At 72.7% G+C, this 15,449-nt stretch carries 12 protein-coding genes; 3 read left to right on the top strand and 9 right to left on the bottom strand.

Going from position 1 to position 15,449, the window contains the following annotated elements; translation table 11 throughout:
* Positions 1-17: 17 nt before the first annotated feature.
* Complete coding sequence (locus QFZ71_RS24045; RefSeq protein WP_307670235.1) at positions 18-1,412, bottom strand: diaminobutyrate--2-oxoglutarate transaminase family protein; 1,395 nt, start codon at positions 1,410-1,412, stop codon at positions 18-20.
* A gap of 355 nt (positions 1,413-1,767) precedes the next feature.
* On the opposite strand from QFZ71_RS24045, the gene QFZ71_RS24040 reads away from it, so the two are divergent.
* Positions 1,768-2,940 carry a serine protease gene (locus QFZ71_RS24040; RefSeq protein ID WP_307670234.1) on the top strand — a complete coding sequence of 391 codons (1,173 nt, stop codon included), beginning with the start codon at positions 1,768-1,770 and terminating at the stop codon, positions 2,938-2,940.
* Between the two features lie 153 nt (positions 2,941-3,093).
* Here the strand turns inward: QFZ71_RS24040 and hflX are convergent, their stop codons facing one another.
* From hflX to miaA, 6 genes are all read right to left on the bottom strand, one after another.
* Entirely contained in the window at positions 3,094-4,614 is a 1,521-nt protein-coding gene (hflX, locus tag QFZ71_RS24035) for a GTPase HflX (protein ID WP_307670233.1), read from the bottom strand.
* A gap of 131 nt (positions 4,615-4,745) precedes the next feature.
* Positions 4,746-6,191 carry a M1 family metallopeptidase gene (locus tag QFZ71_RS24030; protein ID WP_307670232.1) on the bottom strand — a complete coding sequence of 482 codons (1,446 nt, stop codon included), beginning with the start codon at positions 6,189-6,191 and terminating at the stop codon, positions 4,746-4,748.
* 239 nt (positions 6,192-6,430) lie between these two features.
* Entirely contained in the window at positions 6,431-8,602 is a 2,172-nt protein-coding gene (locus QFZ71_RS24025) for a bifunctional (p)ppGpp synthetase/guanosine-3',5'-bis(diphosphate) 3'-pyrophosphohydrolase (protein ID WP_307670231.1), read from the bottom strand.
* A gap of 171 nt (positions 8,603-8,773) precedes the next feature.
* Positions 8,774-9,640 (bottom strand): diaminopimelate epimerase, encoded by an 867-nt coding sequence (dapF, locus tag QFZ71_RS24020; protein ID WP_307670230.1) that lies wholly within the window; start codon positions 9,638-9,640, stop codon positions 8,774-8,776.
* A 145-nt stretch (positions 9,641-9,785) separates the two neighbouring features.
* Complete coding sequence (locus QFZ71_RS24015) at positions 9,786-10,238, bottom strand: hypothetical protein (RefSeq protein ID WP_307670229.1); 453 nt, start codon at positions 10,236-10,238, stop codon at positions 9,786-9,788.
* 107 nt (positions 10,239-10,345) lie between these two features.
* A complete protein-coding gene (miaA, locus tag QFZ71_RS24010; protein ID WP_307670228.1) occupies positions 10,346-11,284 on the bottom strand; it encodes a tRNA (adenosine(37)-N6)-dimethylallyltransferase MiaA in 939 nt (312 codons plus the stop codon).
* A gap of 208 nt (positions 11,285-11,492) precedes the next feature.
* Between miaA and QFZ71_RS24005 the strand changes: the two genes are divergently transcribed.
* Positions 11,493-11,786, top strand: coding sequence for an antitoxin (locus QFZ71_RS24005; RefSeq protein ID WP_307670227.1), 294 nt, complete (start codon positions 11,493-11,495; stop codon positions 11,784-11,786).
* A gap of 82 nt (positions 11,787-11,868) precedes the next feature.
* Here QFZ71_RS24005 and QFZ71_RS24000 read toward each other — a convergent pair whose 3' ends face one another.
* Positions 11,869-12,609 (bottom strand): class III extradiol dioxygenase subunit B-like domain-containing protein, encoded by a 741-nt coding sequence (locus QFZ71_RS24000; protein ID WP_307670226.1) that lies wholly within the window; start codon positions 12,607-12,609, stop codon positions 11,869-11,871.
* A 133-nt stretch (positions 12,610-12,742) separates the two neighbouring features.
* Positions 12,743-14,263, bottom strand: coding sequence for a tRNA (N6-isopentenyl adenosine(37)-C2)-methylthiotransferase MiaB (gene miaB, locus QFZ71_RS23995; RefSeq protein WP_307670225.1), 1,521 nt, complete (start codon positions 14,261-14,263; stop codon positions 12,743-12,745).
* A gap of 147 nt (positions 14,264-14,410) precedes the next feature.
* On the opposite strand from miaB, the gene QFZ71_RS23990 reads away from it, so the two are divergent.
* Positions 14,411-15,412 carry a TAXI family TRAP transporter solute-binding subunit gene (locus QFZ71_RS23990; protein WP_307670224.1) on the top strand — a complete coding sequence of 334 codons (1,002 nt, stop codon included), beginning with the start codon at positions 14,411-14,413 and terminating at the stop codon, positions 15,410-15,412.
* Positions 15,413-15,449: the final 37 nt, after the last annotated feature.

Here is a 15,449-nt window from a genome sequence, read left to right as displayed (position 1 = left end):
TTGTGGGGATTCCGGGTTCAGGTGGTGGACCCGGCGGTGGTCCGACGGTGCGGGGAGCGTTCGGCCGCTGCCAGCGCGTCGGCGAGACGGTCGACGACGGCGTCCGCCTGCTCGTCGGTGAGGGTGAGCGGTGGCAGAAGGCGCACCACCGCGTCGTACCGGCCGCCCAGTTCGACGATGAGGCCGCGCCGCAGGCATTCCTGCTGGACGGCGAGGGCGAGGGCCGGGTCGGGGGGCGGGGCGGGGGTGGCGTCGCCGGCTTCGGCGGGCAGGGGCGCGCGTTCGGGATCCACCAGCTCCAGGCCGATCATCAGTCCGCGCCCCCGTACGTCACCGATTCCCGGGTGATGCGCCCTCAGTTCCCTCAGACGGGCGAGCATCCGGGACCCCAGGACCGCCGCGCGGTCCGCCAGTCGATTCTCCCTGACGTACGCGAGCGTGGCAGCGCCCGCCGCCATGGCGAGCTGGTTGCCACGAAACGTACCCGCGTGCGCGCCCGGCTGCCAAAGGTCCAGTTCAGCGCGGTAGACGATGACGGCGAGGGGCAGGGAGCCGCCGATGGCCTTGGAGAGGACCATGACGTCGGGCACGATGCCGCTGTGCTCGACGGCCCAGAAGGCGCCGGTCCTGCCCACCCCGGTCTGCACCTCGTCGGCGATGAGCGGGATGGACCGGTCCTCGGTGACGGCGCGCATGCGGCGCAGCCAGGCGTCGGGGGCGGGGTTGACGCCGCCCTCGCCCTGGACCGGCTCCACGATCATGCCGGCGGGGGCCGGGACCCCGCCCTTGCGGTCGTCCAGCAGGTGCTCGGTCCACCGGGCGGCGAGCGCGGCCCCGTGCTCGCCGCCGGTCCCGAACGGGCAGCGGTAGTCCTGGGGGAAGGGCAGCCGGGTCACCTGGACGTCGGTCGCGCCTCCGGAGGCCGCCAGGGCCCCGGAGGTCATACCGTGGTACGCGCCGGTGAACGCCAGCAGCCCGGTGCGGCCGGTCGCGGCGCGGACGAGCTTGAACGCGGCCTCCACGGCGTCGGTTCCGGCGGGGCCGCAGAACTGGATGCGGGCGTCGTCGGCGAGGCCGCGCGGCAGGGTGGCGAACAGCTCGGTGGTGAAGGCGTCCTTGACCGGGGTGGCCAGGTCCAGCACGTGCAGGGGCGCGCCGGAGTCGATGACCTTGCGGATCGCTTCGAGCACGACGGGGTGGTTGTGCCCGAGCGCCAGGGTGCCCGCGCCGGAGAGGCAGTCGAGGTAGCGGCGTCCGTCGGCGCCCTCGATGGTGAGCCCGCGGGCGCGCACCGGGACGATCGGCAGGGACCGGGCGTAGGTGCGGGCCGCCGATTCGCGCAGGGTCTGGCGCCGGAGGATGCCCTCGTGCGCGGTCGGCGGCGCCACCGGAGCGGGTTCGGTCACGGACACGGCTCTTGATCCTCCTGCGGTAACGGTTGCGTTGCACGTCGGTACGATGTCGCGCGGACGCGCCGAGGCGGTGAACGCTGTCCTGGTGTCCCCCGTACGTACCAACGACGCCGTTCGCCACGGATCACGGGTGTGCCGGAAGATCCTCGCGGCGACGGAACCGCGGACCTGCCGCGCACCGTCACCATCGGCACCGGCATAGTGGGGGCCGCACAGCGGCGCGGAAGCATCTGCTCCGGCGCCCCAGGCATCCGCAAGGCAGCACGAGTACCGAGTGACGAAGTCCCAGGGGGATCACCAGATGCGACCCATTCGCCCGACCGATACCGCACACCGCGGCAGGCGTGCACGCCGCATGCCCTCCGCCGCGTTCGCGGCGACGGCCGTTGCCGCCGTGCTGGCGCTCACCGCCACCGCGTGCGGCCCCGAGGAGGACGACGCGGGCGGTACGACGCCCAGCGCCTCGGCCGGCCAGTCGTCCGACGGCAAGGTCACCATCCCGGACGATCTGAAGAACCGGCTCAAGGAGCACGGGATCGACCCGGACAAGTGGCGGGACGGCGAGTGGAAGAACTGGGACAAGGACAAGTGGCTCCGTGAGGCCAAGGACTTCGTCAACCCGGTCATCGAGGACCTGTGGGACCCGGACCGGATGCGGGAGGCCGACAAGCCCCCGGAGAACCCGGTCGACAACGACATCTCCGGCGACGACGGTGTGACGGACCCGACGCCGGTGCCCGTCCGGGCCGCCGGTGTCGCGACGCCGTACCACGACAACGCCCCGGAGTCCGGGAAGCTGCTCTTCGACGGTCCGCAGGGGTCGATGGTCTGCTCCGCGACCGTGGTGAAGGACCCGGCGAACCCCGGCAAATCCAACATGGTGTGGACTGCCGGACACTGCGTGCACGCGGGCAAGAAGGGCGGCTGGTACCGCAACATCGCCTTCGTCCCCGCGTACAACAACGACGGCCTGTCCCTGGCCGAGCTGGAGACCGCGTCCAAGGAGAAGATCGCTCCGTACGGCGTGTGGTGGGGCGACTGGGCCCAGACCTCGGAGCAGTGGATCGCCGAGGGCGCGGCGACCGGTGGCCAGGGCGCCCCGTACGACTTCGCGGTGCTGCACGTGACGCCGGAGAAGGGCGCGGGCGGCAAGTCGCTGGAGGAGACCGTCGGTTCGGCCTTGCCGGTCGAGTTCAACGCCCCGGCCGTGCCGCAGATCTCCGGGATGACGGCCACGGGTTACCCGGCCGCGCCGCCGTACGACGGCCAGAAGCTGTTCCAGTGCAAGGACAAGCCGGGCCGGCTCTCCGTCTTCCAGGACCAGCCGACGATGTACCGCATCGGCTGCACGATGACCGGTGGCTCCTCCGGTGGCGGCTGGGTCGCGGCGGGCCGGGACGGCAAGCCCGCACTGGTCTCGAACACCTCGATCGGGCCGGTCACGGCGGGCTGGCTGGCCGGCCCGCGCCTCGGCGAGGAGGCCGAGGGCGTCTACCGCGCGGTGAGTGAGAAGTACGCGGGCCGGTAGGTCCTGGTCAGCGGCCTCCGGCGGGCGACCGCCGGAGGCCGCCGGCGTTCGGCGCCCGGCTGCTCACCGGGTGGTGAGGCAACGGCGAGGGCCCGGCCCGAACTCTTCGGAGAGTTCGGGCCGGGCCCTCGGCTGTCGTACGGTCCCGTGACGTCAGTGCGCGGCGAGGACGAAGGTCTCCAGCTCGGCGGCCAGCTCCTCGTGGACCTGGGCCTTGAGCAGGGTGCCCTCGGCGGTGTGCTCCTCGGAGAGCACCTCGCCCTCGGCGTGCACCCGCGAGACCAGGGCCCCCTGGATGTACGGCACGAGCGCCTCGATCTCGACGGACGGCCGGGGCAGCTCGCTGTCGATGAGCGCCAGCAGCTCGTCCATGCCCTCGCCGGTCCTGGCCGAGACCACGATGGCGTGCTTCTCGTTGCGCAGCAGCCGCTGGACGACCAGGGGATCGGCCGCGTCCGCCTTGTTGATCACGACGATCTCCGGCACGTCCGTCGCGCCGACGTCCCGGATCACCTCGCGCACCGCGGCGAGCTGCTCCTCCGGCACCGGATGGGAGCCGTCCACCACGTGGAGGATGAGATCGGAATCGCCGACCTCTTCCATCGTGGAGCGGAACGCCTCGATGAGGTGGTGCGGCAGATGCCGTACGAACCCGACGGTGTCGGCCAGCGTGTAGACACGGCCGCTCGGCGTCTCGGCCCGGCGGACGGTCGGGTCCAGGGTGGCGAACAGGGCGTTCTCCACCAGGACTCCGGCCCCGGTCAGGCGGTTGAGCAGCGAGGACTTGCCCGCGTTGGTGTATCCGGCGATGGCGACGGAGGGCACCTTGTTGCGCCTGCGCTCCTGCCGCTTGATGTCGCGGCCGGTCTTCATCTCCGCGATCTCCCGGCGCATCTTCGCCATCTTCTCGCGGATCCGGCGCCGGTCCGTCTCGATCTTGGTCTCACCGGGACCACGGGTGGCCATGCCGCCGCCGCCGCTGGAACCGCCGCCGCCCATCTGACGGGAGAGCGACTGGCCCCAGCCGCGCAGCCGCGGCAGCATGTACTGCATCTGCGCCAGCGAAACCTGCGCCTTGCCCTCACGGGACTTGGCGTGCTGGGCGAAGATGTCGAGGATCAGGGCGGTCCGGTCGACCACCTTCACCTTGACGACGTCTTCCAGGTGGATCAGCTGGCCGGGGCTCAGCTCACCGTCGCAGACGACGGTGTCGGCACCGGATTCGAGCACGATGTCGCGCAGCTCCAGCGCCTTGCCCGAGCCGATGTAGGTGGCCGGGTCCGGCTTGTCGCGCCGCTGGTACACCGCGTCCAGCACCTGCGCTCCCGCCGTCTCGGCGAGTGCGGCCAGCTCCGCGAGGGAGATCTCCGCGTCACGCACCGTCCCCGAGGTCCAGACGCCGACCAGCACGACGCGCTCCAGGCGCAGCTGGCGGTACTCGACCTCGGTGACGTCCTCGAGCTCGGTGGAGAGACCGGCCACGCGTCGCAGGGCCGCGCGCTCGGAGCGGTCCAGCTGGTCGCCGTCCCGTGCTCCGTCGATCTTGTGGCTCCAGGCGACGTCCTCTTCCATCAGGGCGTCGGCCCGGCGGGCCTCGGTGAGGCTCTCGGTGGTGTTCTCCGTGGCGCTCTGCGCGTCCTGCGCGTCCTGGGGAAGGGAAGAAGAGGAGGTCATTGGATCCTTACGTCGATAGAAGTCTTTACGTCAGTCACAACGCGTGATCTTCCCGGAAGATTCCCTGCCGGGTCTTCCGGTGCGGTCCGCCGTACCGACGCGTCGATAGTGGCATGGCCCGGCCGGGCCCGTCACGCGGGTTTCGCGCTGGTCCAGTCGGGGTGTCCGGGCATCGGCGGGGTCTTCTTCCCGTACAGCCAGCCGTCGAAGAACGCGGTCAGGTCCCGGCCGGCGATACGGGACGCCAGCCGGGTGAAGTCCGCGGTGGCCGCCGTGGCGTCCCGGTGCGCCCGGACCCAGGTGCGCTCCAGCCGGTCGAAGGCGGACTCGCCGATCTCCTGGCGCAGGGCGTAGAGCACCAGCGCGCTGCCGTCGTACACGACGGGGCGGAACAGGCTCAGCTTCTGCCCCGGCGCCGGGCCGTCCGGGTGCGCCGGAGGGCCGCCGTCCGCGCGCCAGCCGTCGGAGAGCCGGTACGCCTCGCGCATCCGCCGCTCCAGGGTCCCGCCTCCGTTCTCCTCGGCGTACCGGGCCTCGTACCAGCTGGCGTGTCCCTCGTTGAGCCACAGGTCGGACCAGCTCGCGGGCGAGACGCTGTTGCCGAACCACTGGTGGGCCAGCTCGTGGATCATCACCGAGTCGACGTACCACTCGGGGTAGGCGGGCTCCGTGAAGAACGACTTTCCGAACAGCGACAGCGTCTGGGTCTCCAGGGCGAACCCGATGGGGCTGTCGGCGACGAGCACCCCGTACGCCTCGAAGGGGTAGCGGCCGACCTGCTGCTCCATCCACTCCAGCTGGGCCGGTGTCTTCTTCAGCCAGGGTTCCAGCTTCTTCCGGTCGGCCGCCGGGACGACGTCGCGCACCGGCAGCCCGTGCGGGCCGGTGCGGTGGGCGACGGCGGAACTGCCGATGGAGACCTGGGCCAGTTCGGTGGCCATGGGGTGCTGGGTGCGGTACGTCCACGTGGTGGTGGACCCGTGGCGGGTCTTCCCCACGGGCAGGCCGCCCGCGACCGCTGTCAGCTTCTCGGGCGCGGTGATCCGGAAGGTGAAGTACGCCTTGTCGGAGGGGTGGTCGTTGCCGGGGAAGACACGGTGGGCGGCGTCGGCCTGGTTGGCCATGGCGAGGCCGTCGGCGGTGCGTACCCAGCCGCCGTCGTCCCCGGAACCGGTCGGGTCGCTGGTGTGCCGGACGGTGATGTCGAGCGGTACGCCCGGAGGGAGGCGGCGGGGGGCCTGGACGACCAGGTCCTCGTTCTTGCCGGCGAAGTCGGCGGGCCGCCCGTCGACCTCGACGCTCCGGACGGTGCCCCGTGCGAAGTCGAGGTTGATCCGGTCCAGCGGGGCGGTGGTGCGGGCCCTGATCTTCGTGACCGCGTCCAGGGGTTCGGTGTTGCTGCCGTGGTAGGTGAGGGCGATGTCGTACGCGAGGACGTCGTAGCCGGGGTTGCCCAGCTCGGGGAAGAGCCGGTCACCGATGCCCAGGGGCTCGGGGGCGGGCAGGGCGGCGGCGACGAGCGTGGCCGAGGCGGTCGCCAGGAGGGCGGCGCGCAGGCGGCGGGTCAGGAGCGGCATGGACTACCGCTATCAGCGCGGTGCCGCCCGGCCGGGGAGCCGCGCGCCGCACCACCCGAACGAGGACGGGCGGTGGCCGCCCGCGAGGGCGTGCCCGTACCGGCGCCGGGCTGCCGCGGGAACGCCCGGCAGGCTCCGCTGGGGCGCTTCCGGGAGGCTCCGGCACCTTCCGGAAGCCGTCCGGAAGGTGCCGGACGGGCCGAGGCCGGGTCCGGGGCCGTTGTCCGGGGAGGGCCGTATCAGCCGGTGGGGGCCGGGTGCTGGGCGCGGCTGACGTCGTAGACCCCGGCGACGTCGCGCATGGCGCGCATCAGGGCGGGCAGGCCCGCCGCGTCGGGGAGCTGGAGGGTGTAGGTGTGGCGCACCCGCTGCTCGCTGGGCGGTTCGACCGTGGCGGAGACGATCGCGGCCTCGGCGGTGGCGATGGCCTCGGTGAGGTCGGCGAGGAGATGGGGGCGACCGAAGGACTCGGCGACGAGCGTGACGCGGCAGCCCGCGCCGGATTCCCGGCCTCCGGACTCCTCCCAGCGTGCCCCGACCGGGGTGCGGCCGATCTCCCGCATGGCGGCGACGGCCGGGCACTCGCGGCGGTGGACGGTGACCGCGCCGCCCCGGACGGTGAAGCCGGTCAGCTCGTCGGGGGGCACCGGTGTACAGCAGCCGGCCAGGCGCACCGGCGCGTCCGGGTCCTCGACGACGACGCCCGTGGTGCGGGGGCCGGACCGGGTGCGGGCCGGTGCGGCGGCGCCGGGGGCCTCGCCCGCCGGGACGGCGGAAGCGGGGCGGCCGGGTCCGGGTGCGCCGGGTTCGGCCGCGTCCACGGTCTCCGGGTCGGGCTTCGCCTCGTCGGGGTGGCCGGTGAGCCAGCCGGTGATCGCGATCCGGGCGGCAGGGGTGCGGGCGTGGTCGAGCCAGTCGGGAGAGGGCCCGGAGGCGGTGTCCTGCGCGAGCAGCAGCTGCACGGTGTCACCGTCGCCGAGGACGGTGCTCAGGGTGGCCAGGCGGCCGTTGATCCGCGCGCCGATGGAGGTGTGGGCCCGGTCGCCGTACTGCGCGTAGGCGGCGTCGACGCAGGTGGCCCCGGCGGGCAGCCCGAGCGTGCCGCCGTCGGTGCGGAAGACGGTGATCTCACGGTCCTGGGCGAGATCGTCACGGAGGGTGGCCCAGAAGGTGTCGGGGTCGGTGGCGGACTCCTGCCAGTCCAGCAGCCGGGAGAGCCAGCCGGGCCGGGTCGGGTCGGCGCGCTCGTCGGAGGGCTCGGTCTGCGGGGAGGCATGGTCATGGGCGTACGGATTGCCCAGGGCGACGACGCCCGCCTCGGCGACCTTGTGCATCCGGTGGGTACGGATGAGGACTTCGGCGACCGCGCCCTCGGGCCCGACGACGGCGGTGTGCAGCGACTGGTACAGGTTGAACTTGGGGGCGGCGATGAAATCCTTGAACTCGGAGATCACCGGGGTGAAGCAGGTGTGGAGTTCACCGAGGACGGCGTAGCAGTCGGCGTCCTCCCCGACGAGGACGAGGAGGCGGCCGAAGTCGGTGCCGCGCAGTTCCCCGCGTTTCCTGCGGACCCGGTGCACGGAGACGAAGTGGCGTGGCCTGATGAGGACTTCGGCGCTGATGCCCGCCTCGCGCAGGGTGCGCCGTACGTCGTCCGCGATCGTTTCGAGGGGGGCGTCCCGGTCCGCCGCGGCGATCAGGGAGCGCGTCTCCTCGTACGCATCGGGGTGCAGGATCGCGAAGACCAGGTCCTCCAGCTCGGTCTTGAGCGCCTGCACGCCGAGCCGTTCCGCGAGCGGGATGAGGACGTCACGGGTGACCTTGGCGATCCTGGCCTGCTTCTCGGGACGCATCACGCCGAGCGTGCGCATGTTGTGCAGCCGGTCCGCGAGCTTGATCGACATGACCCGGACGTCGTTGCCGGTGGCGACGAGCATCTTGCGGAAGGTCTCCGGCTCCGCGGCGGCCCCGTAGTCGACCTTCTCCAGCTTCGTCACGCCGTCGACGAGATAGCAGACCTCGTCCCCGAACTGCTCGCGCACCTGATCGAGCGTCACCTCGGTGTCCTCCACGGTGTCGTGGAGGAGGGAGGCGGTGAGGGTGGTGGTCTCGGCACCCAGCTCGGCGAGGATCAGCGTGACGGCCAGTGGGTGGGTGATGTAGGGCTCGCCGCTCTTGCGCATCTGGCCGCGGTGGGAGGTCTCCGCGAGGACGTAGGCCCGGCGCAGGGTGCTCAGGTCGGCGTCGGGATGGTGGGCGCGGTGCGCCTCCGCGACATGGCCGATGGCGTCGGGCAGCCGGTCGCGGGAGACCGGCCCGCGCAGCGCCACCCGGCCCAGTCTGCGGAGATCGATCCGGGGGCGGCTCCGCCTGCGAAGGGGGGCGCCCGGATCGGCGGCCTCTGCACTCATGGGCACCTCCGGCGACGTCGACCGGCGCTGGGCGGGGCGGATTGCCCCTCGGGGCCGGTGCTTGATGCTACCGACCCCACCACGTGGCGCAGTCCAGCTCTCGCCCAGCGTGAAACGGATCACCCATTCGAGCGAAGCTCTGCGCGGTCACCGTTTCGACTGAGCCATTCCTCAGAAGGTTTCGAGCCACGCGGGGTCGATGAAGCCCTCCGCGACGATCACGGCGGGCCCGGTCATGTCGATCGCGCCGTCGGGGTGCTCCGTGATGACGAGGGTGCCGCCGGGCAGGTCCACCCGGTAGGTGACGGGGAGGCCGGTCACCGCGGGGTCGGCGCCGTCCCGGCGGGCGGCCGCGACGGCGACCGCGCAGGCGCCGGTGCCGCATGAGCGGGTCTCGCCGGAGCCCCGCTCGTGGACGCGCAGGGCGACGTGGCGCGGGCCCCGGTCGACGACGAACTCCACGTTGACACCCTCGGGGTAGACGCCCTCGGGACTGACGGGCGGGGCCGTGTACAGATCGCCCGCGTGGTCCAGGTCGTCGACGAAGGCGACCGCGTGCGGGTTGCCCATGTTGACGTTCCGGGTGGGCCAACTGCGGTCGCCCACGCGGACGGTGGCGCTTTCCTCGGGCAGCAGGGCGCGCCCCATGGAGACGGTGACGTCGCCGTTCTTGGCGAGGTGGACACGCTTGAGGCCGCCCCTGGTGGCGACGGTGAGGTCGCCCTCCTCCACGAGGCCGGCGCGCTGGAGGTGGTGGGCGAAGACGCGGACGCCGTTGCCGCACATCTCGGCGATCGAGCCGTCCGCGTTGCGGTAGTCCATGAACCACTCGGCCGCATCCGCCATGTGCCGCGCCTCCGGGTGCGCGGCGGACCGTACGACGTGCAGCAGCCCGTCCCCGCCGATCCCGGCCCGGCGGTCGCAGAGCCGGGCGACCACGTCGGCGGGCAGCGTGAGGGCGTTGTCGGGGTCCGGGACGATCACGAAGTCGTTCTCGGTGCCATGACCCTTGAGGAAGGCGATCTGCGAGGTGCTCACAGGTCAACTGTACGAGGCGGCTCCGACAACCGGCACGAGCGGGCCCGGCGGCACTCCGGGGCGGGGCGCGCGCGTCTCGTACGAGCGGTCCGTGCGTCCGGGGCCCCTGCGGTACGGGCGTGGCGCGGCGACCGGTCCGGGGCCGTCAGCGCAAGCGTGCGACGCGCCACACGGCGAGGGCGACCAGAGCGAGGCCGGTCACCGCGTACAGCGCGATCACCCGCCAGTCGGGACGTTCGCCCGAGCCACGGGCGGGCAGCCCGGGCCAGGTGTGGCCGACGCGGCGGGCCGCCATCATGCCCCAGCCGGCCGCACAGCAGCTGATCAGGAGCCCCAGCATGGCGACGATGGCCCCGCCGTCGCCGAACTCGAAGGCGAGGGGGAAGGCGAACATCAGCGAGCCGACCGCGGCCAGCACGACGATGGGGGCGAGCTGCCAGATCCGCAGCTTGCGGGTGGGCCGCAGCTCGACCTCGACCTCGGGGGCCACGTCCTGCTCGTCGGGCCCGTCCGGGCTCAGTCGTCCCGCGGTCTCCCGCGGCGACGGCACGTCGTGCTCCGTGTCGCGCTGTTCCGTGTCGCGAGGGCCGGCCTCCATCACCACGCGCCCTCCCAACTCGGACTCCACCTGTGGATCGATGTTTGATGATGGCACGAGCGCGGGCGCCGAATTGACGGCCGGAGCTTCCCGATGCCATCACGTGATCAGGCTGTGACCGCTCGTTCGACCAACGCCAGCGCCCGCTGCGGGAGTTCCTCCCGGTCACGGTCTCCCCCGCCGAGCCAGACGACACGCGTGTCACGGCGGAACCACGAGTCCTGACGGCGGGCGAAGCGCTTGGTGGCGCGCACCGTCCCGGTCCGCGCCTCCTCCTCGGTGCACTCCCCCGCGAGCGCCGCGAGAACCTGCTGGTAGCCGAGGGCGCGGGACGCCGTGAGGCCCTCGCGCAGCCCGGCCCCCTCCAGGGCGCGGACCTCGTCCACGAGTCCCGCCTCCCACATCCGGTCGACGCGCCGGGCGATGCGCTCGTCGAGTTCGGGGCGGTCCACGTCGACGCCGATCTGCACGGCGTCGTAGACCGGCTCCTCGCCGGGCAGATTGGCGGTGAAGGGCTTGCCGGTGATCTCGATCACTTCGAGTGCGCGGACGATGCGGCGGCCGTTGCCCGGCAGGATGGCGCCGGCGGCGTCGGGATCGGCGGCGGCGAGCCGGGCGTGCAGGGCCGCCGGGCCGCGCTCGGTCAGTTCCGCTTCGAGACGGGCGCGGATCCCGGGGTCCGTGCCGGGGAACTCCAGGGCGTCGATGGCGCCCTTCACGTACAGCCCGGAGCCGCCGACCAGGATGGGCGTGCGCCCCTCGGCGAGCAGCCGGTCGATCTCCGCGCGGGCCAGCCGCTGGTACTCGGCGACGCTGGCGGCCTCGGTGACGTCCCAGATGTCCAGCAGCCGGTGCGGCACCCCGTCGCGCTCGGGGAGGGTCAGCTTGGCGGTGCCGATGTCCATCCCCCGGTAGAGCTGCATGGAGTCGGCGTTGATGACCTCTCCGTCGAGCCGCTGGGCGAGGAAGACCCCCAGATCCGACTTTCCGGCCGCGGTGGGGCCGACGACGGTGATGACACGGGGGGCGGGGGTGCGAGGGGTCACCGGAACAGTCTCCCAAACACCCCGCGCACTCCGGACACGGCGGTGCCCCGGAGTGGGCGCGGGGACGCGGACGAGGAGGGCGACACCCGGGGCGTTCCCGAAAAGCACTGAAGGAGGTGTAAAAACGGCAGGAACGGACAGGTGACTGAACAGGGGGCAGGAGAACGCTCCCGCGCGCACACGTCCTCACTGCACGGAAGGTGACCCAATGGGGTTCCTGGACAACCTGAAGGCCAAGCTGGGACCGGCCAAGGAGAAGGTCGGCGACCTCGCGCAGCAGCACGGGGGCAAGATCGAGCAGGGCCTCGACAAGGCCGCGCGCACGGTCGACCAGAAGACCAAGGGCAAGTACAGCGACAAGATCGACACGGGTACGCGCAAGGCCAAGGAGGCCGTGGACAAGCTGGGCCGGAAGGACGGCGGCGCTCCGGGCACGCCCGGCCCGCACGGCACTCCGGGTACTCCCGGCCACACCCCGCCCCCGCCGCCGCCCGCGCCCTGACCCGGTGCCACCTTCCTGACGCGGTCGTCAGGTCCCGGAGGCGGGTGCGGAGCCGAGTGCTCCGCACCCGCCTCCGGTCCGTTCAGGACCAGGCGGCGACGGTGTAGCCCACGCCGTACGGGGCGTCCTCGTACAGCAGGCGTCCCGAGAGCCCGGCGTTCCGGGCGGCGCCGCCGAGAAGCTGCCAGGGGGCCCGGCCGGCTGCCTTGAGTTCGTGGGCGAGCGACACGTCGAGCGCCGCGAGGGCGTCGAGGTCCGCGGAGCCGAGCGCCTCGGTGGCGCGGGCGTCGAATCCGGCGGCCCGCTCGTCGAGGTAACCGGGCGCCTTGAGCGTGCGGCAGGCGCTTCCGTCGCCCATCACGAGCAGCGCGACCCGCTCCGCACGCCGGGCCAGGACCTCTCCGGCCGCGGCGCAATCCTCCGCGGCGGCGGCCTCGGGGAGCGCGAGTCCCTCGACGGGCGATCCCGTCCAGCGGGCCCGGTCCAGCAGCCACGCACCGACCGTGAGGGACTGCGGCAGCGGCCTGCCCGGTGTGAAGGCCGCCTCGGGCACCTGGCCGAGCGTCACCTCGAGATCCACGCCGACGCTCCGGAAGCTGCCGCGCGTCCCCGGCGGGAAGGGCCCGACGGAGAGGCTCCCGCCCGGCCCGGACGAGGTCCGACCGGGTCCCACGACGACCAGCAGGTCCGGGCGCGAGGCGGCGAGGACGCCCACGGCGTCGAAGCACGCGTCCCGCGCGGCGTCGAGTTCGGGGGCGGCCCCGGCGGCGACCTCGGGCACCAGGAGCGGCGGACAGGGGCACACGGCGGCGGCGACAAGCATGCCGGTCAGCGTACTTGCCGGTCTCCGTCGACCGCCCGCGAGCCGTCTGCGGAGGGCCTGTCCGAACGCCGGAGAACCGGAACCGCACGGGCCGTCCTGTCGGGGGCGGCCCGTGCGAGCGGTCCGCGGGGTGTCAGCCGATGCCGCAGGCCGGAGCCGGGGCGGCCGGGAGCGGGTCGGGGGCGCCGATGCCGGGAAGTCCGAGCATCACCCCGGCCGGCTCGGCGGCGGCCCCGGCGGTGCGCTTCTCCCAGGCGTCGCCGGCACGGGTGGACCGTACGGAGAGCGGCGTGCCCTCGGCGAGGAGGTGGTGGGGGGCCGCGTAGGTGATCTCGACGGTCACCACGTCACCGGGGCGGACGGCCTGCTCGGGCTGGGTGAAGTGGACCAGGCGGTTGTCGGGGGCACGGCCGGAGAGGCGCTGCGTGGCGCCGTCCTTGCGGCCCTCGCCCTCCGCGACCATGACGTCCAGGGTGCGGCCGACCTGCTTCTTGTTCTCGTCCCAGGAGATCTGCTCCTGGAGGGCGGACAGCCGCATGTACCGCTCCTGGACGACCTCCTTGGGGATCTGGCCGTCCATCTCGGCGGCGGGGGTGCCGGGGCGCTTGGAGTACTGGAAGGTGAACGCGTTGGCGAACCGGGCCTCGCGGACCGCGTGCATCGTCTGCTCGAAGTCCTCCTCGGTCTCGCCGGGGAAGCCCACGATGATGTCGGTGGAGATGGCGGCGTCCGGCATCGCGGCGCGCACCTTCTCGATGATCCCCAGGAAGCGCTCCTGCCGGTAGGAGCGGCGCATCGCCTTCAGGACCCGGTCCGAGCCGGACTGCATCGGCATGTGGAGCTGCGGCATCACGTTGGGCGTCTCGGCCATGGCGGCGATGACGTCGTCGGTGAAGTCGCGGGGGTGCGGCGAGGTGAAGCGGACGCGCTCCAGGCCCTCGATCTTCCCGCAGGCGCGCAGCAGCTTGGAGAACGCCTCGCGGTCGCCGATGTCGGAGCCGTACGCGTTCACGTTCTGGCCGAGCAGGGTGATCTCGGAGACGCCCTCGGCGACCAGGGCCTCGATCTCGGCCAGGATGTCGCCGGTGCGGCGGTCCTTCTCCTTGCCGCGCAGCGCCGGGACGATGCAGAACGTACAGGTGTTGTTGCAGCCGACCGAGATGGAGACCCACGCCGCGTAGGCGGACTCACGGCGGGTGGGCAGCGTGGAGGGGAACGCCTCCAGGGACTCGGCGATCTCGATCTGCGCCTCCTCCTGGACGCGGGCGCGCTCCAGGAGGACCGGCAGCTTGCCGATGTTGTGTGTGCCGAAGACGACGTCGACCCAGGGGGCCCGCTTGACGATGGTGTCGCGGTCCTTCTGCGCGAGACAGCCGCCGACGGCGATCTGCATGCCGGGGCGCTTGGTCTTCATGGGCGCGAGACGGCCGAGGTTCCCGTACAGCTTGTTGTCGGCGTTCTCCCGCACCGCGCAGGTGTTGAAGACGACGACATCGGCGTCACCGTCGGAGCCTTCGGGGGCGCGGACGTAGCCGGCGCCCTCCAGGAGGCCCGACAGCCGTTCGGAGTCGTGGACGTTCATCTGGCACCCGTAGGTGCGTACCTCGTAGCTCTTCTGGACGTCCACTGCTTCGCTCCGGTTGCCGCTGCTCATGGGACAAGGGTAGGCGGTTGCCGGGCGGCGCCCTTCCCGTCCCCTTCGGCAGGCGTTCTCACCGGCCCGCCCCTGCCCCGGCCGCTGTGGGCCGGGCCTCACGGGGAAACCTGGTCAGGGGGCCGGTGAGCTGGCAGGATCGCGCGCATGTTCCGCGCTCCGTCCCGATTCGACCGCCGGCGCACCCTGCGGGCGGTCGCCGTCCTCGCGGTGGTGCTCGGGCTGCTCGCCTGGTGGTTGCGGCCCGACGGGGACGACGGGGGCCCGCGCGGTTCCCTCACCTTCTCCACCGGGGTGCCCAGCGGTGTCTACCAGCGGTACGGGGAACGGCTGGAGGGCGCGCTCGCCAAGGACATGCCGCAGGTGTCCATACAGCTGCGGACCAGTGAGGGTTCGCAGCAGAACCTGGCCAGGGTGGCGACGGGCGAGGCGGACTTCACCATCGCCACCGCCGACGCCGTGGCGACCTATCTGCGCGACGGACGGCCCGGCGCCCAGCGGCTGCGCGGCTGCGTCCGGCTGTACGACGACTACGTGCAGCTCGTCGTCCCCCGCGACTCCGACGTCCGTACGGTCGCCGATCTGCGGGGCAAGCGGGTCGGCGTCGGCCAGGAGGGCTCCGGGGTACGGCTGGTGGCGGACCGGCTGCTGACGGCGGCGGGGCTCGACCCGGCCGACGACATCACACCGGTGCCGGTGGGCATCGACACCATGCCGGTCCGGCTGACCCAGGGCCGGCTCGACGCCTTCTTCTGGTCGGGCGGGCTGCCCACGGCGGCCGTGCAGGAGCTGTCGCGGCGCTTCGAGGTCCGGCTGGTGCCGATGGAGGCCGCACTGGTCGCGAAGTTGCAGGCGGCGACGGGGCCCACCCGGTTCTACCGGTCGGCCATGATGCCCGCCGACGCCTATCCGGAGGCGCAGCAGGGGCAGTCGGTGCCCACGGTCGCGGTCGCCAACCTGCTCGTCACGACGGACCGGACGGACGCGGCCATGACCGAGGCGTTCACCCGGACGGTGATCAACAGCCGGGACCGGATCGGCCGCGAGGTCCACGCTGCGCAGCTGGTGGACCTGCGGACGGCGATCTACACCGACCCGCTGGACGTGCACGACGGGGCCAAGGACTACTACCGCTCGGTGAAGCCGTGACGGCCGCCACCGCTGTGACCGCCCCGCTGCCGTGACC

The sequence above is a fragment of the Streptomyces sp. V2I9 genome (genome assembly GCF_030817475.1).
In the GTDB taxonomy this organism is placed as follows: domain Bacteria; phylum Actinomycetota; class Actinomycetes; order Streptomycetales; family Streptomycetaceae; genus Streptomyces.
The sequence above is the reverse complement of the archived record's forward strand: the minus strand, read 5'-3'. Positions and strand labels throughout refer to the sequence as shown.

Excerpts from the sequence above, each read along its gene's own strand:
- QFZ71_RS24040 (WP_307670234.1), top strand. The coding sequence starts at position 1,768 with ATGCCCTCCGCCGCGTTCGCGGCGACGGCCGTTGCCGCCGTGCTGGCG.
- hflX (WP_307670233.1), bottom strand. The coding sequence starts at position 4,614 with ATGACCTCCTCTTCTTCCCTTCCCCAGGACGCGCAGGACGCGCAGAGC.
- QFZ71_RS24030 (WP_307670232.1), bottom strand. The coding sequence starts at position 6,191 with ATGCCGCTCCTGACCCGCCGCCTGCGCGCCGCCCTCCTGGCGACCGCC.
- QFZ71_RS24025 (WP_307670231.1), bottom strand. The coding sequence starts at position 8,602 with ATGAGTGCAGAGGCCGCCGATCCGGGCGCCCCCCTTCGCAGGCGGAGC.
- QFZ71_RS24015 (WP_307670229.1), bottom strand. The coding sequence starts at position 10,238 with ATGGAGGCCGGCCCTCGCGACACGGAACAGCGCGACACGGAGCACGAC.
- QFZ71_RS24005 (WP_307670227.1), top strand. The coding sequence starts at position 11,493 with ATGGGGTTCCTGGACAACCTGAAGGCCAAGCTGGGACCGGCCAAGGAG.
- QFZ71_RS24000 (WP_307670226.1), bottom strand. The coding sequence starts at position 12,609 with ATGCTTGTCGCCGCCGCCGTGTGCCCCTGTCCGCCGCTCCTGGTGCCC.
- miaB (WP_307670225.1), bottom strand. The coding sequence starts at position 14,263 with ATGAGCAGCGGCAACCGGAGCGAAGCAGTGGACGTCCAGAAGAGCTAC.
- QFZ71_RS23990 (WP_307670224.1), top strand. The coding sequence starts at position 14,411 with ATGTTCCGCGCTCCGTCCCGATTCGACCGCCGGCGCACCCTGCGGGCG.